General features: G+C 45.4%; 23 protein-coding genes. 19 read left to right on the top strand and 4 right to left on the bottom strand.

Annotation, left to right across the window (positions count from 1 at the left end; translation table 11 throughout):
• Positions 1–14: 14 nt before the first annotated feature.
• The 5 genes from ACUM5Y_RS10450 to greB all read left to right on the top strand — a co-directional run bounded on the left by ACUM5Y_RS10450 (position 15) and on the right by greB (position 3,192).
• Positions 15–830, top strand: coding sequence for an inositol monophosphatase family protein (locus ACUM5Y_RS10450; protein WP_445976812.1), 816 nt, complete (start codon positions 15–17; stop codon positions 828–830).
• Between the two features lie 52 nt (positions 831–882).
• Positions 883–1,341 carry a DUF2489 domain-containing protein gene (locus tag ACUM5Y_RS10455; protein ID WP_445976813.1) on the top strand — a complete coding sequence of 153 codons (459 nt, stop codon included), beginning with the start codon at positions 883–885 and terminating at the stop codon, positions 1,339–1,341.
• Positions 1,342–1,352: 11 nt separating this feature from the next.
• Positions 1,353–1,712: a hypothetical protein gene (locus ACUM5Y_RS10460; RefSeq protein ID WP_445976887.1), complete on the top strand. Its 360-nt coding sequence runs from the start codon at positions 1,353–1,355 to the stop codon at positions 1,710–1,712.
• A gap of 42 nt (positions 1,713–1,754) precedes the next feature.
• On the top strand, positions 1,755–2,585 hold the full coding sequence (locus ACUM5Y_RS10465) for a mechanosensitive ion channel family protein (RefSeq protein ID WP_445976814.1): 831 nt from the start codon (positions 1,755–1,757) through the stop codon (positions 2,583–2,585).
• A gap of 103 nt (positions 2,586–2,688) precedes the next feature.
• Positions 2,689–3,192: a transcription elongation factor GreB gene (gene greB, locus ACUM5Y_RS10470; protein ID WP_445976815.1), complete on the top strand. Its 504-nt coding sequence runs from the start codon at positions 2,689–2,691 to the stop codon at positions 3,190–3,192.
• A gap of 15 nt (positions 3,193–3,207) precedes the next feature.
• Here greB and ACUM5Y_RS10475 read toward each other — a convergent pair whose 3' ends face one another.
• Positions 3,208–3,705 (bottom strand): cyclin-dependent kinase inhibitor 3 family protein, encoded by a 498-nt coding sequence (locus tag ACUM5Y_RS10475; protein WP_445976816.1) that lies wholly within the window; start codon positions 3,703–3,705, stop codon positions 3,208–3,210.
• 138 nt (positions 3,706–3,843) lie between these two features.
• Here ACUM5Y_RS10475 and ACUM5Y_RS10480 point away from each other — a divergent pair, with 138 nt between their 5' ends.
• Both ACUM5Y_RS10480 and ACUM5Y_RS10485 read left to right on the top strand, forming a co-directional pair.
• Positions 3,844–4,314: a hypothetical protein gene (locus ACUM5Y_RS10480; RefSeq protein ID WP_445976817.1), complete on the top strand. Its 471-nt coding sequence runs from the start codon at positions 3,844–3,846 to the stop codon at positions 4,312–4,314.
• A 262-nt stretch (positions 4,315–4,576) separates the two neighbouring features.
• On the top strand, positions 4,577–5,440 hold the full coding sequence (locus ACUM5Y_RS10485; protein ID WP_445976818.1) for a DUF72 domain-containing protein: 864 nt from the start codon (positions 4,577–4,579) through the stop codon (positions 5,438–5,440).
• A 12-nt stretch (positions 5,441–5,452) separates the two neighbouring features.
• On the opposite strand, the gene ACUM5Y_RS10490 is transcribed toward ACUM5Y_RS10485, so the two are convergent.
• The 3 genes from ACUM5Y_RS10490 to ACUM5Y_RS10500 all read right to left on the bottom strand — a co-directional run bounded on the left by ACUM5Y_RS10490 (position 5,453) and on the right by ACUM5Y_RS10500 (position 8,117).
• Positions 5,453–6,001 (bottom strand): NUDIX hydrolase, encoded by a 549-nt coding sequence (locus ACUM5Y_RS10490; protein WP_445976819.1) that lies wholly within the window; start codon positions 5,999–6,001, stop codon positions 5,453–5,455.
• 9 nt (positions 6,002–6,010) lie between these two features.
• Positions 6,011–7,267, bottom strand: a complete 1,257-nt coding sequence (locus ACUM5Y_RS10495) for an HlyC/CorC family transporter (RefSeq protein WP_445976820.1) — start codon at positions 7,265–7,267, stop codon at positions 6,011–6,013.
• An 82-nt stretch (positions 7,268–7,349) separates the two neighbouring features.
• On the bottom strand, positions 7,350–8,117 hold the full coding sequence (locus ACUM5Y_RS10500) for a cytochrome C assembly family protein (RefSeq protein ID WP_445976821.1): 768 nt from the start codon (positions 8,115–8,117) through the stop codon (positions 7,350–7,352).
• 130 nt (positions 8,118–8,247) lie between these two features.
• Here ACUM5Y_RS10500 and ffh point away from each other — a divergent pair, with 130 nt between their 5' ends.
• The 12 genes from ffh (at position 8,248) to folD (ending at position 20,513) form a co-directional block, all read left to right on the top strand.
• Positions 8,248–9,630, top strand: a complete 1,383-nt coding sequence (gene ffh / locus ACUM5Y_RS10505; protein WP_445976822.1) for a signal recognition particle protein — start codon at positions 8,248–8,250, stop codon at positions 9,628–9,630.
• 178 nt (positions 9,631–9,808) lie between these two features.
• Entirely contained in the window at positions 9,809–10,057 is a 249-nt protein-coding gene (gene rpsP / locus ACUM5Y_RS10510) for a 30S ribosomal protein S16 (protein ID WP_067019399.1), read from the top strand.
• 15 nt (positions 10,058–10,072) lie between these two features.
• A complete protein-coding gene (gene rimM, locus ACUM5Y_RS10515; RefSeq protein ID WP_445976823.1) occupies positions 10,073–10,618 on the top strand; it encodes a ribosome maturation factor RimM in 546 nt (181 codons plus the stop codon).
• Positions 10,619–10,640: 22 nt separating this feature from the next.
• On the top strand, positions 10,641–11,393 hold the full coding sequence (gene trmD / locus ACUM5Y_RS10520) for a tRNA (guanosine(37)-N1)-methyltransferase TrmD (RefSeq protein WP_445976824.1): 753 nt from the start codon (positions 10,641–10,643) through the stop codon (positions 11,391–11,393).
• A 68-nt stretch (positions 11,394–11,461) separates the two neighbouring features.
• Positions 11,462–11,824, top strand: coding sequence for a 50S ribosomal protein L19 (rplS, locus tag ACUM5Y_RS10525; RefSeq protein WP_445976825.1), 363 nt, complete (start codon positions 11,462–11,464; stop codon positions 11,822–11,824).
• A gap of 108 nt (positions 11,825–11,932) precedes the next feature.
• The gene (locus ACUM5Y_RS10530; protein ID WP_445976826.1) at positions 11,933–12,649 is read left to right on the top strand and encodes a thioredoxin fold domain-containing protein; all 717 of its coding nucleotides are present in this window, start codon (positions 11,933–11,935) and stop codon (positions 12,647–12,649) included.
• Between the two features lie 148 nt (positions 12,650–12,797).
• On the top strand, positions 12,798–14,099 hold the full coding sequence (locus ACUM5Y_RS10535; RefSeq protein ID WP_445976827.1) for a homoserine dehydrogenase: 1,302 nt from the start codon (positions 12,798–12,800) through the stop codon (positions 14,097–14,099).
• A 10-nt stretch (positions 14,100–14,109) separates the two neighbouring features.
• Entirely contained in the window at positions 14,110–15,495 is a 1,386-nt protein-coding gene (gene thrC / locus ACUM5Y_RS10540) for a threonine synthase (protein WP_445976828.1), read from the top strand.
• A gap of 58 nt (positions 15,496–15,553) precedes the next feature.
• Positions 15,554–16,276, top strand: a complete 723-nt coding sequence (locus ACUM5Y_RS10545; protein WP_445976829.1) for a 16S rRNA (uracil(1498)-N(3))-methyltransferase — start codon at positions 15,554–15,556, stop codon at positions 16,274–16,276.
• A gap of 141 nt (positions 16,277–16,417) precedes the next feature.
• Positions 16,418–17,536, top strand: a complete 1,119-nt coding sequence (locus tag ACUM5Y_RS10550) for a GGDEF domain-containing protein (RefSeq protein ID WP_445976830.1) — start codon at positions 16,418–16,420, stop codon at positions 17,534–17,536.
• A gap of 290 nt (positions 17,537–17,826) precedes the next feature.
• Positions 17,827–19,554: a single-stranded-DNA-specific exonuclease RecJ gene (recJ, locus tag ACUM5Y_RS10555; protein ID WP_445976831.1), complete on the top strand. Its 1,728-nt coding sequence runs from the start codon at positions 17,827–17,829 to the stop codon at positions 19,552–19,554.
• Between the two features lie 116 nt (positions 19,555–19,670).
• Complete coding sequence (gene folD, locus ACUM5Y_RS10560) at positions 19,671–20,513, top strand: bifunctional methylenetetrahydrofolate dehydrogenase/methenyltetrahydrofolate cyclohydrolase FolD (protein ID WP_445976832.1); 843 nt, start codon at positions 19,671–19,673, stop codon at positions 20,511–20,513.
• Positions 20,514–20,548: the final 35 nt, after the last annotated feature.

A 20,548-nucleotide genomic window follows, 5' to 3' on the forward strand; every position in this document is an offset into this window, starting at 1 on the left:
TAGAGTAATAATTGATGATGACGGAACAATACAAAAGCTGGCTTGCTTCTGCTTTGCAGTGGTCGAGGCAAGCTGGCGAAATGATCAAGCAAGCCCGTCAAGCGTCGGCTTTTGTCAGAGACTATAAAGCGGATCATGAATTGGTCACCACCACGGACGTAGCGGTGGATGAGTATTTGTGTGCAGAAATAGCCCGTACCTATGGTGATCACATAATCTTGTCTGAAGAGTCGTCGCCTTCGCTGGTGTTGAGTGATCTTCCCAAGGATACACCTGTCTGGGTGATTGACCCTATTGATGGGACGGTCAATTATGCCCACGGCCATCTTCATGTGGCCGTATCGATCGCGGTTTACTTTAATGGCGAACGAGTCGTTGGAGTGGTGAATGCGCCTTTCTTGGATGAGTGCTATTGGGCTAGCAAAGGTGGAGGCGCTTTTTGTAATGACCGTACTTTGGCTGTATCGGGCAATACGAACCTGCGTAACGCCCTTGTAGCTACGGGCTTTCCTTATCAGAAACAGGCCTTAACCCCTATTGTTGAACGTGTATCGCGTATTTTGCATGCTTGCCAAGATATACGCAGGAATGGTTCGGCGGCTTTAGATTTATGCTGGGTGGCGTCAGGTCGACTAGATGCCTATTTTGAGACCGTGAAACCTTGGGATATGGCTGCAGGTGCCTTAATAGCTGAAGAGGCAGGTGCTAGGGTTGGCCGTTATGCGCCGACACAAAACAAGCTTCCTGATGCAATTAATGGTGAGTCTCTACTGGTTACAACCCCTGAATTATTTATGGCGCTTGCGTTATTACTGCGTGGGGAAGCCTAGTTCACGGTAAGGGTATTAAACGATAACGTTAAAAAGTTTTAAAAGGTTGGATATGTCATTAACTGTATTTTTTATATTTCTGGCTTTGGCGATTGTCATTATGGCCATCTCTATTGGTTTCATATTAAGGCAACTAAAGCGTAATAAAGAACGAGCCCAGCGAATACAAGAGGGTGAAGCGCGTATGCAGGAAGAGCGTCAGAAACGTATAGATAGTATTCGTGTGCTTTTAAAAACGGTTGGCTCAGAAGAATTAAATTGGATTGAAACCAGTATTCGCATTAAGAATCTTTTGGATCAGTTGGGGGTGGATCTATCTGCTCATGACGATATTTCAGCTTTCTATATTGTGGAGGAAAAAACGCAACATATTCCGACCCATGATCAATGGAAGTCGCTTCCTATTACAGCTAGGGCCAAGTTCTTAAAAGAAATGGACGGCTACGAAGAAGAATACAAACCTCATTTGCTACGAGCTAAAGAGGCTTTGGCTGAGTACTCGTTCCACTAATGCTGCTAGAGATGCTTGTGTCCGCAGGGCTGTGCTTTCTACTCTTGGTCGTATTACTGCTGTTTTATATTCGCCATATCTACCGGGTACCCTATTATCGGTTTACTCAAGCGGACGCTGTTAAATTGTTGGAAAGAGCCATTTTAGGTGAGTTGCCCGAGCGTGAGTGGACGGTTTTTATTGGCATGGAGATTCGAGATAATCAAGGTTTAGAATCTTTACGAGAATGCTGTATATTTATTGATGAATCTTGTGTAAAAAGTAATAGCTATGTAAATGGGCAGTCCTGCGTGATTTTTAATAAGGACGGCTTGGCTCAGCTAGAAGAATTACTGGATGAGTGGCGTTACAAATCACAATATGATGCTTGAATGAAATAAATTATTAAAAATGACAGTAAGGGGTTAATTGAAATGGATGATGTGCAAGGCTTATTAGACCAAGGCGCAGAGTGGATGCCTGTTGTGACCGATGCTCTAATCAATATAGCGATTGGTCTAGTGATATTTTTTGTGGGTAAGTTTATTGCCTCAAAAATATCTGGCTGGTGTGAAAAACGCATGCTTAAAGCGAATGTAGACAAAGCCGTTGCAGGTTTTAGCTCAAGTATCCTTTATGCGTTGATGTTCGCTGGTGTTGTATTAATGGCACTTGGTCAAGTTGGTGTCGAAACCACTTCTTTCATTGCCATTCTTGGTGCGGCTGGTTTAGCGGTTGGTTTGGCCCTACAAGGCTCTCTATCTAACTTTGCTTCTGGTGTATTGATCATTATTCTTCGCCCTTTCAAAAGCGGTGATTTCATTGATGCAGCAGGTCAAATGGGTACAGTTGATCGCATTGAGCTATTCAGCACTTACCTAAAAACACCTGATAACCGTGTTGTCATTGTACCGAACTCTGCGATCATGAACGGTTCAATCGTTAACTTTTCTCGTGAGAAAACTCGTCGTGTCGATTTGGTTGTAGGTATTAGTTACGACGCTGATATCCGTCTTGCTAAACAAATCATTGAAGAGATTGTTCAGGCAGATGAGCGTATTCTTAAAACGCCTGAGTGCACTATTGCTGTTTCCGAATTGGCTGATAGTTCTGTAAACTTTGTGGTTCGCCCTTGGGTTGAGGCAGCAGACTACTGGACCGTGCGTGCAGACGTACTAGAGAAAGTGAAATATGCATTTGATGAGCGTGGCGTTGGTATCCCTTACCCACAAATGGATGTTCACCTTCACAAACAAGAGTCATAAGCTGCTGCTTTAAACTTTTGTTGTAAAGGAATGTTCACTAAAATGCTGCCAATCGAATGCTTGGCAGCATTTTTTTATGGTTTCAAAAAGGTTGTAAATATTAATGAGTCGTTATCGCCCACCGTCCGCTCCTAAATCTGCCTACATTACTCAGCAAGGAGCGCAGATATTGTTGGATGAACTTAAGTATTTGTGGAAGGAAAAGCGACCTGCTGTGACCGAGAGTGTTCGGGAAGCGGCGGCGCAAGGGGACCGATCGGAGAATGCGGAATATATATACGGCAAGAAACAGTTGCGCGAAATTGACCGTCGAGTGCGTTATCTGGAAAAACGCTTAGATGCCTGCACTGTAGTAGATCGTTTGCCCGCAGATCAATCCAGAGTTTTTTTCGGTGCTTGGGTTACCTTAGAAGATGAAGAAGGTGTAGTGCGTCGTCATCGTCTGGTAGGGCCAGATGAACTGGATCATAACCCTGCTTACATAAGTGTCGACTCCCCTGTTGCTCGAGCTATTCTTAAAAAGGAGCAAGACGATGAAGTTGTCGTGAAGCTCGCTGTAAAAGAAAAAATTTATATCATTGAAAAGATCGAATATTTAGCCGAGTAAGACCGGCTAACGTCACTATTTACTAAACTGCTTAATGTATTCTCTTTGTACTGCAAACGAGAAGGCTTTCGGCCTTAGTGCCTGTATCTGAGTAATTGCATCATCTAATTCAACACCCTGATCGAGCATTAATCGAGCCGCGACTATTCCTGTGCGTCCAGAGCCGCCCATGCAGTGAATGGCAATGGCAGAGCCTGCGTTAAGCTGTTGCTCTAGCTTGGGAAGGGCCCATTGCCAGTTTTCCTCAAATGGGTCTTTTGGTGACTCATCATCTGTTATGGGAAGGTGTAACCATTCTAGCCCAGCTGCAGCAACGGCATCGGCAAACCCATCAAGCTTCTTCTCTTTCATCTCATGGGGCGTTATAAGCGTAATCAAGGTGGCCGCCCCTTGCTCTTTTAGCTGCTCTAGTGCTGCTGGCAGGGAGGTTGATAGGGTTCCAGGACAAGGTGTGAGCAGTAATTTACCTTGGGGGAGGGCTAGGTTCCAGAAAGGGTGTTCTTGGGTGGGCATGTGTTTTCCCTTGGTTGAAATATGGGTGGATGATGCATATAGGAAAAGATATGAAAAAATATATATTCGATTTAACAAATATGCAATATTTTACATATATAACTGTTTTCATCTTAAACACTCCCTTGGAGAAATAAAATGAAAAAACTGCTATTAGCGACAATTACAGGAACACTATTGAGTGCTGGCGTAGTAACAGCGAGCGAATTTGATAAAGCTGGTTTTGTTACAGAGGTGGAAGATGGCCGTCTTTGGGTGTTTAAAGAAGGTTCTGCGGAATTAAAACAGTTTCATGAATACGGTGAGCCAGCTAAACAGTTTACGCAAATTGGCGCAGGTCCAAACGGCATGACAGTAAAAGCGGCAAATATTGATGCTTTGAATGAATATCTTGCTATGTCTTCTAGCCCATATGATAAAGCTGGCTTTGTAACAGAAGTTGAAGATGGTCGTCTTTGGGTGTTTAAAGAAGGTTCTGCTGAATTAAAACAGTTCCATGAATACGGTGAGCCAGCTAAACAGTTTACACAAATTGGCGCGGGTCCAGATGGCATGACTGTGAAAGCGGCGAACATCGATACGCTGAACGAGTACTTGTCTACTAAGTAATGCTGCCAAGTAGCTGCTGTATTTTGCACAGCAGCTACTTTAACTCTGACTGACCTGCCTTTTTGAAAGTCTTTTCCCCTTCCGCTGAGTGATACACTCAGTTTAATTTCTCGCATTAAACCTATTCAAGTATATAGCGAGTCCGTACGCCTATTAATAAATGGTGGGTTTTTGAAGGCGGCTCTTATATATTTATCGAAAAATCAATTGCCTAGCGCTTATTGATTATGGGTGAGCAAATAGACTATCGGGTGGAGTGGCAATGCCAATACATTATGGGATGGCCCAGTGGCAACATCCTGCTTGGGTAAACTGGCTATACTCGGCGGCGTTACCAGGAGCGGAGAGGCTGGCGAAATACGCTCAGGTGTTTGACTGTGTGGAGTTGGGCTCGACATTTTATACACAAGTTGATGCAGGACAAATGCAGCGCTGGTGTGATGCGGTGCCAGAGAAATTTAAGTTCTCCTGTAAAGTGCCTCAACTTGTCACGCACAGAATGGCGGAGCGAGCTTGGGCGGATGTGATGTCTGATTGGTTGGCTTTTATAGACTGGTTAGCGCCTTTTGAGAAGAAACTTGGGCCAACCATGTTGCAGCTGCCAAGGTCGTGTGATGAAAGCTATCTGGAAAGGGTCCTATCCCTTTGTGACGCATGGAATTTGTCTTCTTCTTTATCGGTAGAGGTTCGCCATCTGGCCTATTTCGATAAAACAAATGTAGAGGCGAACTTGCTTCGGGAGCTCTCCCATCGAGGAGTGGATCGTGTAGTGATGGATTCGCGGCCCGTTTTTTCTACCCCTGCCAATTGCGAAAGTCTCGTGGATGCTCAGCAGAAAAAGCCCCGTGTGCCATGTCATCCTGTGGCGACCGCCCGCCAACCTGTGGTGCGTTATATTGGTCATCCAGATCTGCCGCTCAATGAGCAATGGTTACGGCAATGGGCTAAAAAATTGTCTCAGTGGCTAGAAGAGGGGCGAGAGCCAAGTGTATTTGTTCATTCGTCGGATAACATTGCTGCGCCTACTCTGGCGGCACAGCTGGACGCAAAAGTTGCGAGTTTTTGTGAGGGCTATCAGGCAAAACTGGTGCTGCCTGAGGTGCAGGAGCAAATAGGTCTATGGTGATGCGCTAAAGGCTTATTTAGCGCTTAGCTGATTGATCTTGATGGTATCTTCGTGAAATTCAAGTTGGCCTTTTTCTACGTCTTCTAAATAGAATTTGAGTGTCTTGCTGACACTGCTGAACGCCAATTCATCCCATGGAATTTCATCGAGAGCGAATAAGGCAACTTCAGAGCTTTCTTCGGTGGCGTGAAAATCGTCTTTTTGCAGTTCGGCCAAGTAAAAAATATGCACTTGGTTAATGTGCGGAATACTGATCATGCTAAACAACTGTTTGCAGTCGGCTACTGAGCCACTTTCTTCCAGCGTTTCTCGAAGGGCGCCTTGGCTGCTGGTTTCTTGGTTTTCCATGAAGCCTGCAGGTAATGTCCAAAAGCCGAGGCGAGGTTCTATGTTGCGTTTGCAGAGCAGGATTTTTCCCTGATAAAGAGGAAGTGTGCCTGTGATCATGCGTGGGTTGTCGTATTCAATGTGATGACATTGAGGACAAACTTCACGCTCTCGATTATCCCCAGCAGGGATGACCATTTCGACAGTGTGGCCGCATTCTCTGCAATAGCGCATTGTTTAGCCTTAATGTTTGTGACGAAGTTTGGCGTATTTCACCACTTTATCTTCGATCTCTTGAATTTCAATCAAATAATGGCCAACTCGTAAGCTGATTGGGCAATCTGGAATGAACTCCAGTGTTTCAATAATGAGGCCGTTAAGGGTTTTTGGCCCGTCTGTTGGTAAATGCCAATCCAGCGCCTTGTTGATCTCGCGAATGTGTGTGGTGCCGTCAATACGGAAGCTACCATCATCAAGGGTTTGTATCTCTTCTTCTTCATCTTGAGTGGGAGGTGTAAATTCCCCAACAATTTCTTCAAGAATGTCTTCCATGGCTGCAATGCCTTGCACGTCGCCATACTCATCAACCACAACCGCCATTTGCTGGTGGTCTTTTTGGAAATTTAAGAGTGCGGTGTTCAGTGGTGTGGTTTCTGGAATGAAGTAAGGCTCAACTGTGGCTTTTAAGAGTGCAGCCTTAGTTGGGTTTTCATCGCGCAGGAAAACGGCCGCATGGCGCGCATGAAGAATACCAATGACCTTGTTAATTTCACCGTTGTAAACCGGCATGCGAGTGTGTCGGCTGTCACAAATTTGGACGATGATTTCTTCTATGGAATCTTCAATGTCGATACCCACAACTTCGTTGCGTGGGATCATGATGTCTTCTACAGATACTTTTTCCAAATCCAAGATGGAAATAAGCATTTCTTGGTGGGCTGCGGGAATTAAACCGCCGGCTTCATTTACAACGGTTCTTAACTCTTCGGTATTAAGCGTGTCTTGTTCGTTATGGCTGGCTTTTACGCCGATTAGACGTAACAGACCATTAGATAAACCATTCACTAACCAAACTAAGGGGTAAAGTGCTTTGAGCAATACGCCAAGGATCCAAGAGGCAGGGAAGGCAATGCGCTCAGGGTGGATAGCGGCGAGGGTTTTGGGCGTCACTTCAGCAAAAATAAGCACTATCATAGTTAGGGCGGCGGTGGCGATGGCCACACCAGCATCGCCCCAAATGCGTACGGCGATAATGGTCGCAATAGCAGAAGCTAATATGTTAACAAAGTTGTTGCCGATCAAGATTACGCCTATAAGGCGATCTGGGCGCTTGAGCAGAGTGTCAACTTTGATGGCTGAACGATTCTTGCTTTTAACAAGATGTTTCAGACGGTATTTGTTAATCGACAGCATGCCTGTTTCTGAACTGGAGAAAAAAGCAGACAAAAGAATTAAGCAAAAAAGTATTCCGCTGAGAATACTTAAGGGGACATCGTTCAAGAAGGGATCGCCTCAATAATTTAGATAAATGGGATTATTAGTGCTTAACATCAGACTGTCAAACTACTTATTGTATCCCGCTTCAATGAAATAAAATTTGAATGGCGATTTTGCTGCCAAAATACCCCAGCATAAGGAGTACAAAACCGCTTAAGGTGATCTTCACTGCAAGCTGTCCACGCCAGCCTAGGAAGTGTCTGCCGAGTAGTAAACCGACAAAAACACACCATGAGCTCAAGGTGAAAAATGTTTTGTGAACTAGGTGTTGGGCGAACATGTCTTCAATGAAATAAAAGCCAGTCCCTATGGTGATGGTCAACAGAATAGAGGCGGCCCAAATAAACTCAAACATTAAGCGCTCTAGCACTTGTAAAGGTGGCACGCGAATCAGTTGTTTCAGCTTGTGATGTTTTAGCTGGTATTCCTGAATGGAGAGAAGTATGCCCACGCCGCAAGCGGCGGTAAATAAACTGTAAGCCGCCGAGGCGATTAATATATGTATGCTGGCGCCCCATGAGCGACTGTGTAACTGGGCAAGCTGCCATGGCGCTATGGCATTTAATGCAATGATTACAGACGCCAGAATAAAGGCGGTTCCTAATAAAAGGGACAGGTCTTTATTGCGATTACTGAACCACAATAGTGTGTTACCGATTACCGCTATGAGCAAACCAATGGTGAGAAAATCAAAACCGTCTCTGTTTAAAATAAGCTGCATTAATGAAAAGGCGTGGATGGCGATACTGGCGGCGCCAAGAAGTTGAGTGGCAGGTTTTTTTGGCGCGAAATAATAAGCCACTCCCGAGAGTAGACAAGCGATACAAGCAAGCCAAAGTGATAATTGCGTCATGAAACTAAAGGTTCCGCTGAGTAAAGGTATAGGGTGGTAAACATTTATCCGTTATAATAGGGGCAATTTCATCTTGGATAAACCGTGCAAGCGGGTTTTTTCCACCTAGAGCCAAATATTTGAGGGCAATATGTTCGACAATTTATCGAATCGCTTAACTTCCTCGCTTGATCGTATCCGAGGTCGTGCCAAATTAACAGAAGACAACATTAAAGATGTGTTGCGCGAAGTCCGCATGGCTTTGCTGGAAGCCGATGTGGCTTTGCCTGTTGTTAAGGATTTTATCGCCGCAGTAAAAGAACGTGCCGTCGGTACAGAAGTTTCTAAGAGTCTAAGTCCTGGTCAAGTCTTCCTGAAAATTGTTAAGCAGGAACTTGAAAGTGTTATGGGGCAGGCTAACGACGAATTGAATCTTCGTGCGGCACGTCCTGCCGTCATCTTATTGGCGGGTCTACAGGGTGCGGGTAAAACCACTTCTGCCGCCAAATTGGCCAAATACCTAAAAGAACGTGAGAAAAAATCCGTATCGGTTGTTAGTGCGGACGTCTACCGTCCGGCAGCGATCAAGCAGCTTGAGACCTTAGCGGGTGAAATTGGCGTAGACTTTATTGCCAGTGATATCTCCCAGAAGCCGATCGATATTGCCAACAACGCTATCGATTACGCTAAGAAAGCCCATAAAGATGTCTTGATCGTCGATACCGCAGGTCGCTTGGCGGTTGATGAAGACATGATGGCTGAAATCAAAGCCTTGCATGAAGCCATCAACCCGATTGAAACCTTGTTCGTGGTCGATGCCATGACAGGTCAAGATGCAGCCAATACCGCCAAAGCTTTTGGTGATGTTTTGCCATTAACGGGTGTGGTCTTGACCAAGACAGATGGTGATGCCCGTGGTGGAGCCGCGTTATCTGTTCGTCACATAACCGGTAAGCCCATTAAATTCTTAGGGGTGGGTGAGAAAACGGACGCTCTAGAGCCTTTCCACCCTGATCGCCTAGCTTCGCGAATTTTGGGAATGGGTGACATGCTTTCCTTGATTGAGGAAGCAGAGCAAAAAATTGATAAAGAAAAAGCCGAGCAGCTGGCTGGTAAGTTAAAGAAAGGCAAGGGCTTTGACCTTGAAGACTTTAAAGAGCAGCTGCAGCAAATGAAAAACATGGGCGGTATGAGCTCTATGTTGGATAAACTGCCAGGCATGGGACAGTTAGGTAACATCCAAGATAAAGTTGACGACAAAATGTTTGTACAGATGGAAGCCTTGATCAACTCAATGACGGTCAAAGAGCGTCGCAATCCAGATGTGATTAACGGTTCTCGTAAGAAACGTATCTCAGCGGGTGCTGGGCTACAAATTCAAGATTTGAACCGTCTATTAAAACAACACAAGCAAATGCAGAAAATGATGAAAAAGTTCAGCTCAAAAGGCGGAATGAAGAAAATGATGCGTGGTTTGGGCGGAATGATGCCGGGTGGCGGTATGCCAGGCGGCGGTGGCTTCCCAAAAATGTAATCTTATCTGCTTGTTTTTATTAGTAGTTAGAGATTAAATGTAAAAATTAATGAAAGGGCGAGTAAATCGCCCTTTTGTTTTTCTGGTGAATCGACTAGAATATGCCGCCTTCTTGTAGTATGAGTCAAAAATCGACTCGGCAAGGGGGTGTTTCGTTAAGCAATAAGGAACCAATCATATGGTAACTATTCGTCTTTCTCGTGGAGGCTCTAAAAAGCGTCCTTTTTATCACTTGAACGTGGCTGATAGCCGTCGTGCACGTGATGGTCGCTACATCGAGCGTTTGGGTTTCTTTAATCCGATTGCTCGTGGTCAAGAAGAACGTCTACGCATCGATCTAGATCGCGTAAACCATTGGGTTAGCCAAGGCGCTCAACTTTCTGACCGTGCTGCTCAGCTTGTTAAAGAAGCTGGCAAAAACGCTTAATACTGAGGTAGTGCTATGTCTAAACTAAAGCAAGCGGCTGCTCCTGAGCAAGCTCTTGTCGTTGGACGCATTACATCAGTTTATGGTGTTAAAGGGTGGGTGAAGTTATATTCGCACACCGAACCGATGCAAGGGATCTTTGATTACCCGCGTTGGTGGCTGAAAACTCCTAGTGGGTGGAAGGTCGTAGAGTTTAGCCAAGGGCGTCTACAAGGGCGTGGTTTGGTGGCATCAGTTAAAGGCTACACCGACAGAGATCAAGTAAAAGAGATTTGTGGTTTAGACATCTATATTGATGCCAAAGAGCTACCAGCTTTAGAGGAAGGTGATTACTACTGGAGTCAGCTGGAAGGTCTTAGGGTTATGACCAAAGAGGGTGTCCTCTTGGGGAAGGTTTCGCAACTTATGGAAACCGGTGCGAACGATGTGATTGTTGTCCGCGCGTGTGAAGGCAGTTTTGATCGTGAAGAGCGCTTGATACCGTATGCTCCAGGTACTTATGTTTTAAATGTAGATTTAGAGCAGCAGTTAATGGAAGTAGACTGGGATCCAGAATTTTAAACTAAGAAGCTGAGGTCGCCACGTGAAGGTTAGCGTTATTTCGCTCTTTCCGGAGATGTTTCAAGCCATTACTCAATATGGAGTAACGGGCAGAGCCATCAAGTCTGGGTTGGTTGAGGTGGATTTTATTAATCCCCGCGATTTTACTCATGATAGACATAAGACTGTGGATGACCGACCTTATGGTGGTGGTCCAGGGATGCTGATGAAAGTTCAGCCTCTTAAAGATGCGATTGCGTGCGCTAAGTTATCAGTGCCCAATGCAAAAGTTATTTATCTATCCCCTCAAGGGCGCACACTGTCACAATCAGGTGTGCAACAGCTTGCTAATGAAGCAGAATTTATTCTGGTAGCAGGTCGTTATGAAGGCGTTGATGAACGTTTGATTCAGTCTGAGATTGATGAAGAATGGTCCATTGGCGATTTTGTCCTAAGTGGTGGTGAGTTGCCAGCCATGGTGCTGATGGACACTGTATTTCGTATGGTGCCCGGTGTGCTCGGAAAACAAGCGTCTGCGGATGAAGATTCGTTTGCTGATGGTTTGTTGGACTGTCCACATTATACTCGCCCAGAAGTACTTGACGGTGTACCAGTGCCGCCAGTCTTACTTAGTGGCAACCATGAGGAGATTAGACGTTGGCGATTAAAGCAAAAGCTCGGAAGAACTTTGCAACGCCGACCAGACCTTCTGCAAGACATTGAGTTGGACAAAGAACAGCAGAAGTTGATAGAAGAGTTTATTCGCGAAACTGAAGATTCAACCTCGGCAGAGTAGGAATTGCGAGCTTATTGAACCGAAGAACCTTCATTCAATAAGAAACCAAATTATTAGGAGTCAAATCCATGAGTAATAAATCTAAGCTGATTCAGCAGATTGAAGCTGAACAAATGACAAAAGAAGTCCCAGCCTTTGGCCCAGGTGACACTGTTGTTGTTCAGGTTAAAGTAAAAGAAGGTTCACGCGAGCGTCTACAGGCCTATGAAGGCGTTGTAATTGCAAAACGTAATCGTGGTCTTAACTCAGCATTCACTGTTCGTAAAATTTCGAGCGGTATCGGTGTTGAGCGTGCTTTCCAGACTTACAGCCCGTTAGTTGATAGCATCGAAGTTAAGCGTCGCGGTGACGTGCGTCAGGCTAAGATCTACTACCTACGCGAGCGTTCAGGTAAATCTGCACGTATTAAAGAGAAGTTGGCTAAACGCTAAGTTTTCTGTTTTTAAAAAAAGGCGACTTCGGTCGCCTTTTTTTATGGAACTTTGCGGCACTCTCGTGGCCTAATAAATTCTTGAATAATGTCTCTTTAAGGTTGTGATATGTCTGTCTTTTTTAAAGTTTATATTCGCGCGCTATGTTTGCCAATGATTGTGCTCTTGTCGACGTTTGTGCAGGCTGGCGAAAGTGAAGTACGCGAAGCCATTCAAACCGCTTTGCCACAGTTTAATGTGGCCAAAATTACCCCTCATGAAGCCTCAGGTTTATATGTTGTTGAATTTGATAGTGGCAATACCTTGTATGCAACGGAGAATGGTAACTACTTTGTTGCTGGGGATCTGTACCGCATGGAAGGTGGTGGTTTGGTGAATGAAACGGAGCAGGTAAAACTTGCCAAGCTAGAGGCTTGGCCAGCCGAAGATATGGTTATTTATGAAGCAGCAGAAGAAAAAGCGCACATTACCGTGTTTACTGATGTGGACTGTGGCTACTGCCGTATGTTGCACAATGAAGTGCCGGAATTAAATGACTTGGGTATCACGGTTCGCTACCTAGCCTTCCCGAGAGCAGGCGTCGGATCACATTCGTATAATAAAATGGTGAGTGTGTGGTGTTCTGATGATCCTAAAGCTTTAATGGATAAGGCAAAGCAGGGGATCGGTATTCCTGAAAATAAATGTGTGAACCCCATTGCGCAGCAGCGTGCGCTTGGCGAGGCCGTTGGTGTACGAGGGACTCCGACAATTTTTCTCTCAACGGGTTCTATCATGCCAGGTTACATGCCAGCGGCGGAGTTAGCAAAAGAGCTGGGTCTATAAGCTTATAGCAATATATTCCACTAAACTTGAGCGCTCTTCAGCCTAATCTACGTTGGGTTTGAGCGCCGGTAGAGGTATAATAATTCGGTTATTCATTCTATTTTTAAAATAATCGATAAAAAACACATCATCTCTGTGGGGTATTGCTTTGAAACCGGTAAAAGTCGGAATTTGTGGGCTGGGGACAGTAGGGTCCGGCACTTTTAATATTCTTCGTGACAACTCGAATGAAATTACACGACGCGTTGGCCGCAGCATTGTGATTGAGCAAATTGGCGCTCGTCGTGATAATCCTTCTTGCGATACCACAGGCATTAATATCACCCGCGATATTTTTGATGTCGTAAACAACCCTGAAATTGATATTGTGATCGAGCTTATTGGTGGTACATCTATCGCCAAAGACTTGGTTATGCAAGCTTTAGAAAACGGTAAGCATGTTGTTACCGCCAACAAAGCTTTGATCGCTGAATGCGGAAACGAGATATTCGCGAAAGCCCAAGAAAAGGGCGTTATTGTTGCATTCGAGGCAGCGGTAGCTGGCGGTATTCCAATCATTAAGTCTCTGCGTGAAGGTTTATCGGCAAACCGTATCGATTGGTTAGCAGGTATCATCAATGGTACTGGTAACTTTATCATGTCCGAAATGAGCCAAAAGGGCCGTACGTTTGACGATGTGCTGGCGGAAGCTCAAGCTTTAGGATATGCCGAAGCGGATCCTACTTTCGATGTGGAAGGTATTGATGCTGCCCACAAACTTACTATCTTGGCGTCTATCGCCTTCGGTATCCCACTACAATTCGAAAAAACCTACACGGAAGGTATTAGTCGCATTACAGCTGAAGATGTGGCCTTTGCTGAGCAGCTTGGCTATGTTATCAAGCACCTAGGTATTGCCCGTCGTACGACGGAAGGTGTTGAGTTACGTGTTCACCCAGCATTGATTTCCAGCAAGCAGCTGTTGGCGAATGTAAATGGCGTAATGAACGCTGTGATGGTTAAAGGTGACGCGGTTGGCCCAACTCTTACTTATGGTGCCGGTGCGGGTGCTTTGCCGACAGGTTCTTCTGTGGTGGCGGATGTGATCGATGTGGCGCGTACCTTGACGGCTGATCCAACTAACCGTGTTCCTCATTTGGCTTTCCAAGCAGACTCTTTGTCGAACATTGATGTATTGCCAGTTGAAGAGGTTGAGTGTGGCTTCTTCCTGAATATGAGTATCCAAGACAAAGCGGGTGTGTTAGCCAATATCACCCAAATCTTATCGAAAAACGGTATCAGTATTGAGTCCCTGATTCAGCGAGAGCGTGAAGGTAGTGAATTGGTGCCGCTTGTCGCTATGACCCATGATGTGAAAGAAAAAGCTATGACTGAAGCAATTAGTGCTATCGAAGCTTTGCCTGAGGTATCCGGTCCTGTTCAACGTATTCGTGTAGAGTCTTTGCTTTAAGGAGAGAGAAGTGAAATATATTTCAACTCGAGGTAAAGCGCCGGCTTTATCTTTTGGAGATGTACTACTAGCTGGTTTGGCTAACGATGGTGGTCTGTATGTGCCAGAAACCCTGCCAAGCTACAGCAAAGAAGAAATTGCCTCTTGGGCTTCGTTAAGCTATCAAGAATTAGCATTTAAAGTAATGTGGCCTTTCGTTGAAGGTGAGATCCCTGCCGATGCCTTTAAAACCATGATTGATGAGGCCTATGCGGGCTTCACTCATACTTCTATCGCACCTATGGTGGAAGTGGGTAAAAACGAATGGGTATTGGAATTATTCCGTGGCCCAACTTTGGCATTCAAAGATTTTGCCCTGCAGTTGCTAGGCCGTTTGATGGACTATGTACTGTCTGAACGCAAAGAAAAATTAGTGATTCTTGGCGCCACCTCTGGTGATACTGGATCGGCTGCGATTGAAGGTTGTCGTCACTCTGAGCATCTAGATATCTTTATCTTGCACCCGTTTGAGCGTGTATCTGAAGTGCAGCGTCGCCAAATGACGACGGTCATTGATAACAACGTATTTAACATCGCTGTGAAAGGCAATTTTGATGATTGCCAAGGTATGGTTAAGTCAAGTTTTGCAGACCAATCTTTCCTTAAAGGGGCGAAGTTAGGGGCGGTGAACTCGATCAACTGGGCGCGTATTATGGCGCAGATTGTTTACTACTTCTCTTCTGCGCTGGCGGTTGGTGCGCCTCATCGTAAAGTGTCTTTCTCTGTACCTACGGGCAACTTTGGTGACATCTTTGCAGGCTACCTAGCGAAGAAAATGGGCTTGCCGATTGATCAGCTTGTTGTGGCGACAAACCAAAACGATATTCTGCATCGTGTTATTGCTGAAAATGATATGAGCCGCCAAGCGCTTAATAAAACCCTTTCGCCAAGTATGGACATCATGGTGTCGAGCAACTTCGAGCGCTTGTTATTTGATGCCCATGAGCGCAATGGTGCCGAGTTAGATGAGTTGATGGCACGCTTCAATCAAGGTGATATTAACTTGAAAGACAGTGCTTGGTCTTTTGTGAAGAGTCACTTTGACAGCTACAAGGTTGATGATGAGCGTACTTGTGCGGTGATTTCTGAAGTCTTTGCTGGTACGCAATACTTGCTAGACCCGCATACAGCTATCGGTTTGGAAGCGGCGCGCCAGTGCTGGAAAGATAAGTCTGTGCCTATGATTACCTTAGCGACAGCTCATCCGGTTAAATTCCCTGAAGCCGTGGAAAAAGCTGGTTGTGAATCGCCAAGTTTGCCTGCTCACATGGCAGACTTGTTCGAAAGGGAAGAGTCCTACTCAGTGATCGAAAATGATCTCGCCGCTGTGCAATCATTTGTTGCTGAAAACATCTAGTTAATACCGTGGCCAGTCCCTCTGGCCACTTTTTCTATCTTCTAGGTTAAACCTCTATATGAATCTTATTTTATTAGACCCTCAATCTCAGTTGTCTGAAGGGCAGTATGTCCTGTCTGCAAGGCAGCAAGCGCATCTGGATAAAGTGATTAAGCCAAAGTCTGGTGATGTGCTGCGGGTTGGGGTGTTAAATGGTGAGATGGGGCAAGGGGTTTATCAAGCACCACAAGCACAGCAACCTGGTTTCATTCATTCGCTAAGCTTGTCTCAGTCTGCGCCTGCGCCTTTACCAATAGTTTTAGTGATGGCGTTGCCTCGCCCTAATATGCTCAAGCGTACCTTGCATAACATTACGGCGATGGGAGTGAAAGAATTGTATTTAATTCACTCCGCAAAAGTGGAGAAAAGTTATTGGCAAAGTCCTGTCTTGGCACAGGAGTCCCTGCAACAGTGCTTGTTGGAAGGTTTGGAGCAAGCGAGAGATACACTAATGCCAACGCTACATCTCGTACCTAGGTTTCGACCTTTTGTGGAAGACCAGCTGCCTGATATTTTACGTGATAAGCGAGGATTGTTAGCGCATCCCTATCAGGCGGTGGCCTGTCCGGTGAACTTGCAAGAACCTTGTGTGTTGGCTTTGGGCCCTGAAGGGGGTTGGAATGAGTTTGAAGTGTCTAAGTGGCATGAGGCGGGAATGGAGTCGGTGCACTTAGGTGATCGAATTTTAAAAGTGGAAACTGTTGTGCCTGTATTGCTCTCTCGGCTATATCCAGTCACATAGCACATAAAATAAGATTTGCACGTAACTAACTGTAATTAAATGTTTATATATGTAGTCAATTGAAGGTTGAAAAACAGCTTTGCTGTAACATGGTGATTATCTGAAAAGCATGCATTTTATAAATGCATAGAAAGGACAGCCATGGACAGTAACGAACCGCAGGCGGCTCCCTCTGTAAGGGAAAAGCCAAGTATTAAAAGTATATTAGATTTACGCCAATTTCTTTATGTGGGTTTATCTGATGGTGCTATGTCAGAAGACTCTCGTCGAGTTTTCATGATCAACCTGTTTTCACTGGTTGGTCTTATCTTTACCCTTCCTTTGGGTCTTTCCTCTCTTTTTAATGGCAAATTCTTTCTTGGGGTTTGCCTTGTTAGCGTAGCTGTCATTTACGGCTGTAATCACCTTTTATTACGCTTCACCCACAACCACCAATTATCAGGTGGGCTCATCATTTACCCACTTTATGGACTGATGTTGGGTTTGTTCTATTTTGGCGGTATCGAAGGAACTGGGCATTTGTGGGTGTATTGTGTACCTGCTGTAGCTTTATTTATTAATGGTTTGAAAAGGGGCTTGATTGAAATCGCTGTGTTCACTGCGGCGTTGGCCGGAATGATGTACCTGTCTCGTATTGGTTTTCAAGCTTATGAGTACTCAGACACCTTAAAATTAAGAGTGTTACTGTCTTTTTTGGTTGTGGTGTTCTTGTCTGGGATTTATGAGTACTCCATGACGGTGTACAACGAGGAGTTGAAGAAGACCTCAAAAAAATTAGAGCATTTAGCAGAAACCGATATGCTGACAGGTTTGTTTAACCGCCGTGGTTTACTTAAACAGTTAGCGTCCTGTGACGGTGTCGGTAGGCATCTGTTGTTGGTCGATGTGGACCACTTTAAAAAGGTCAATGACTCCCTTGGGCATGGCGTGGGGGATGTCGTATTGCAAGAGCTTGCTAAGGTGATTCGAGAGCTAGAATGGTCTGCTTGTGCTGCAGCACGGTGGGGTGGCGAGGAGTTTTTAATCAGTGTTGGTGGGGTTAGCACAGATCAGGCCTATGAGATGGCCGAGGTCTTGCGTCGGAGTGTTGAAGCCCATAAATTCGTTTCCGAGCGTAAAAAATTATATCTCACGATCAGTATTGGTGTTGCTTCAATGGACAGAGAGACGCCAGTAGAAATGGCTCTTAAACTGGCCGATAATGGTTTGTATCAAGCAAAAGAATCGGGACGAAATCAGACTGTGATCGGGAAAATGTAAGACCTCCCCAAGCAAATGCTTTATAAAATACTCCTCCATAAATAGAAAACCCGCTAATCGACTTTAAAAACCGATTGCGGGCTGAGTAATGCAATAACTAGCCTTTTGAAAGATCAGCTGCTGCATTAATAACCAAATTAATGCTCTGGCAGATGAATGTCAACGATTCTTTGCTTATTTGTATGATGAAATAATCAGCCTAACAAGAGTACTTGGTGTTACATCGTTGCTAAGCATTCATGGTATGCTTTTGACGATTTCTAACCCCTTATTTGCTTATTGAGTTTCCTATGCGCATTGAACGTCGCCCTGTCCCTTCTGTCGAGACACAGTTTCCCCGTAACATCTCCAGCACTTTGCAGCGGGTCTATTTGTCTCGAGGGGTGAGTTCAATGGAACAGTTGGATTACCGCTTACCGCGCTTATTACGCCCTGATCCATTGTTTGATTTGACCGCAGCCGCCAGCATATTAGCGGATGCTATCGAGGCGGGTGAAAAAATACTGATTGTCGGCGACTTTGATGCGGATGGAGCAACCAGCACCAGCTTGGGCATATTGGCGCTCGAGGCAATGGGGGCGATCAACCCAGATTATTTAGTGCCTAATCGCTTCGAGTTCGGCTATGGATTAACACCCGAAATTGTAGAAGTGGCGAAAGCCAAAGCGCCAGATGTTTTAGTGACAGTGGACAATGGTATTGCCAGCATCGAAGGGGTGTTAGCGGCCAAGCAGCATGGTATGAAGGTGGTAGTGACCGATCACCATTTGCCCGGAGACGCCCTCCCAGAAGCGGACGCCATAGTGAATCCGAATCACCCTAACTGTCAGTTTGCCAGTAAAAACCTTGCGGGTGTGGGGGTGATATTTTATGTCATGTCTGCCTTAAGAGCTGAACTTAATCGTCGTGATTGGTTTGTGAATCAGCATATTCCTGAGCCCAAAATGGCTGACTATTTAGATTTGGTAGCCTTGGGAACAGTGGCTGATGTGGTGTCTCTGGATGAGAATAATCGCATATTAGTACAGCAAGGTTTGAGGCGTATTCAAGCTGGGTTTGCACGCCCGGGTATTCTTGCTCTGCTTGAAGTGGGCAAACGTGAAGTCGATAAAATAAAAGCGTCGGATTTAGGCTTTGTGGTGGGGCCAAGATTAAATGCAGCTGGCAGGTTGGATGACATGTCGGTGGGAATAGAGTGTTTGCTCACCAACAATCCTCAGCAAGCAAGACAATACGCCCAACAGCTGGATCAATTTAATCGTGAACGTAAAGCCATTGAATCGGATATGAAAGAGCAGGCGGAAAAGGCCTTAGTCGATTTGATTCAAGAAGGTGAGGCTTTACCGAATGGTATGTGCTTTTACGATGAAGACTGGCACCAAGGGGTAATAGGTATACTCGCGTCGCGGATGAAAGAGAAATGCCATCGCCCAGTGATCGCCTTTGCCCGTACGGACAATGGTGAAATTAAAGGTTCTGCTCGCTCCATACCTGGAGTGCATATCCGCGATGCTCTGGATTTGCTGGCTAAGCGCTATCCGCAATTGTTAAGCAAATTTGGCGGTCATGCGATGGCCGCAGGAATGACGATTAAAGAAGCTCATTACGATGCTTTTCGTCTTGCCTTCGATCTCATCATCAGCGAGTGGGTAACAGAAGATCAACTGGAAGCCTGCATTTACACCGATGGCCCTTTGGCGCCAGAAGACTTTAGCTTGAGTTTTGCCGATCAATTACGTTTGGCTGGCCCATGGGGGCAAGCTTTTCCTGAGCCTTGCTTTGATGGTGTATTTGAAGTTTTACAACAACGATTAGTGGCAGAAAAGCATCTAAAGCTCATGTTAAGAGAGCCTGAAAGTGGTGTGTTGCTGGATGGTATTAGTTTTTTTGTCGACCTCAATAAATGGCCTAATGAAGCCGCCAGCAAGTTACGCTTGGTGTATAAAATTGAAATAAACGAGTTTCGCGGCCAAAGTAATTTGCAGCTATTAATCGACTATCTAGAGGTTGCGGAGTGATTAGCGGGCAAGGCTAAAAAATTGCCGAACAAATTGCCCGTGTACTGCATATCGTGGGAAATCTTGGGGTATAATGTGCGCCTTCAAATATCATGCAATTACATTGGAGCTACTTCATGACTGCGTTACTGCTCGACGGTAAACTTTGCGCCAAAGAAACAGAAACTCGCCTACAAGCTCAAGTGGCTCAACTTAAAGAGCGCACGGGCGGCACCCCTATCTTAGCCACCATTTTGGTTGGTGCAGATCCAGCCTCGGCAACTTACGTGAAAATGAAAGGTAATGCTTGTCGTCGAGTGGGTATGGATTCAATGGCCATTGAACTGCCAGAAACCACCACCACTGAGGAATTGCTAGAAACCATTCAAGGTCTGAATGATAACTCAGATGTACATGGTATCTTGCTGCAGCATCCAGTGCCTGAGCAAATTGATGAGCGTCTATGTTTCGACGCCATTGCAGCACACAAAGACGTTGACGGTGTGACGTGTCTTGGCTTCGGTCGTATGGCCATGCAAGAGCCAGCTTATGGCGCAGCAACGCCAGCAGGTATCATGCGTTTGCTGGAAGCTTATGATGTGCCTCTTGAAGGTAAGCATGTTGTGGTTGTTGGCCGTAGCCCAATTTTGGGTAAGCCAATGGCGATGATGATGCTAAACGCCAATGCGACAGTGACTATCTGCCATTCTCGTACTCAAAACTTACCTGAATTTATCAAACAGGCCGATGTGATTGTTGGTGCTGTTGGTAAGCCAGAATTTATTAAAGCTGAGTGGATTAAAGATGGTGCTGTGGTTGTCGATGCTGGCTACCACCCAGGTGGTGTGGGCGATATCGAATTAGCACCACTTATGGACCGTGTTTCTGCTTACACCCCAGTACCAGGTGGTGTTGGCCCGATGACGATTAATACGCTGATTCTACAAACCCTAGAGTCTGGCTTAAAACAGATCGGTTAAGCGGCTTGAATCTGCTTACGGCAAGACCCATATAA

The organism is Marinomonas dokdonensis, assembly GCF_052747885.1.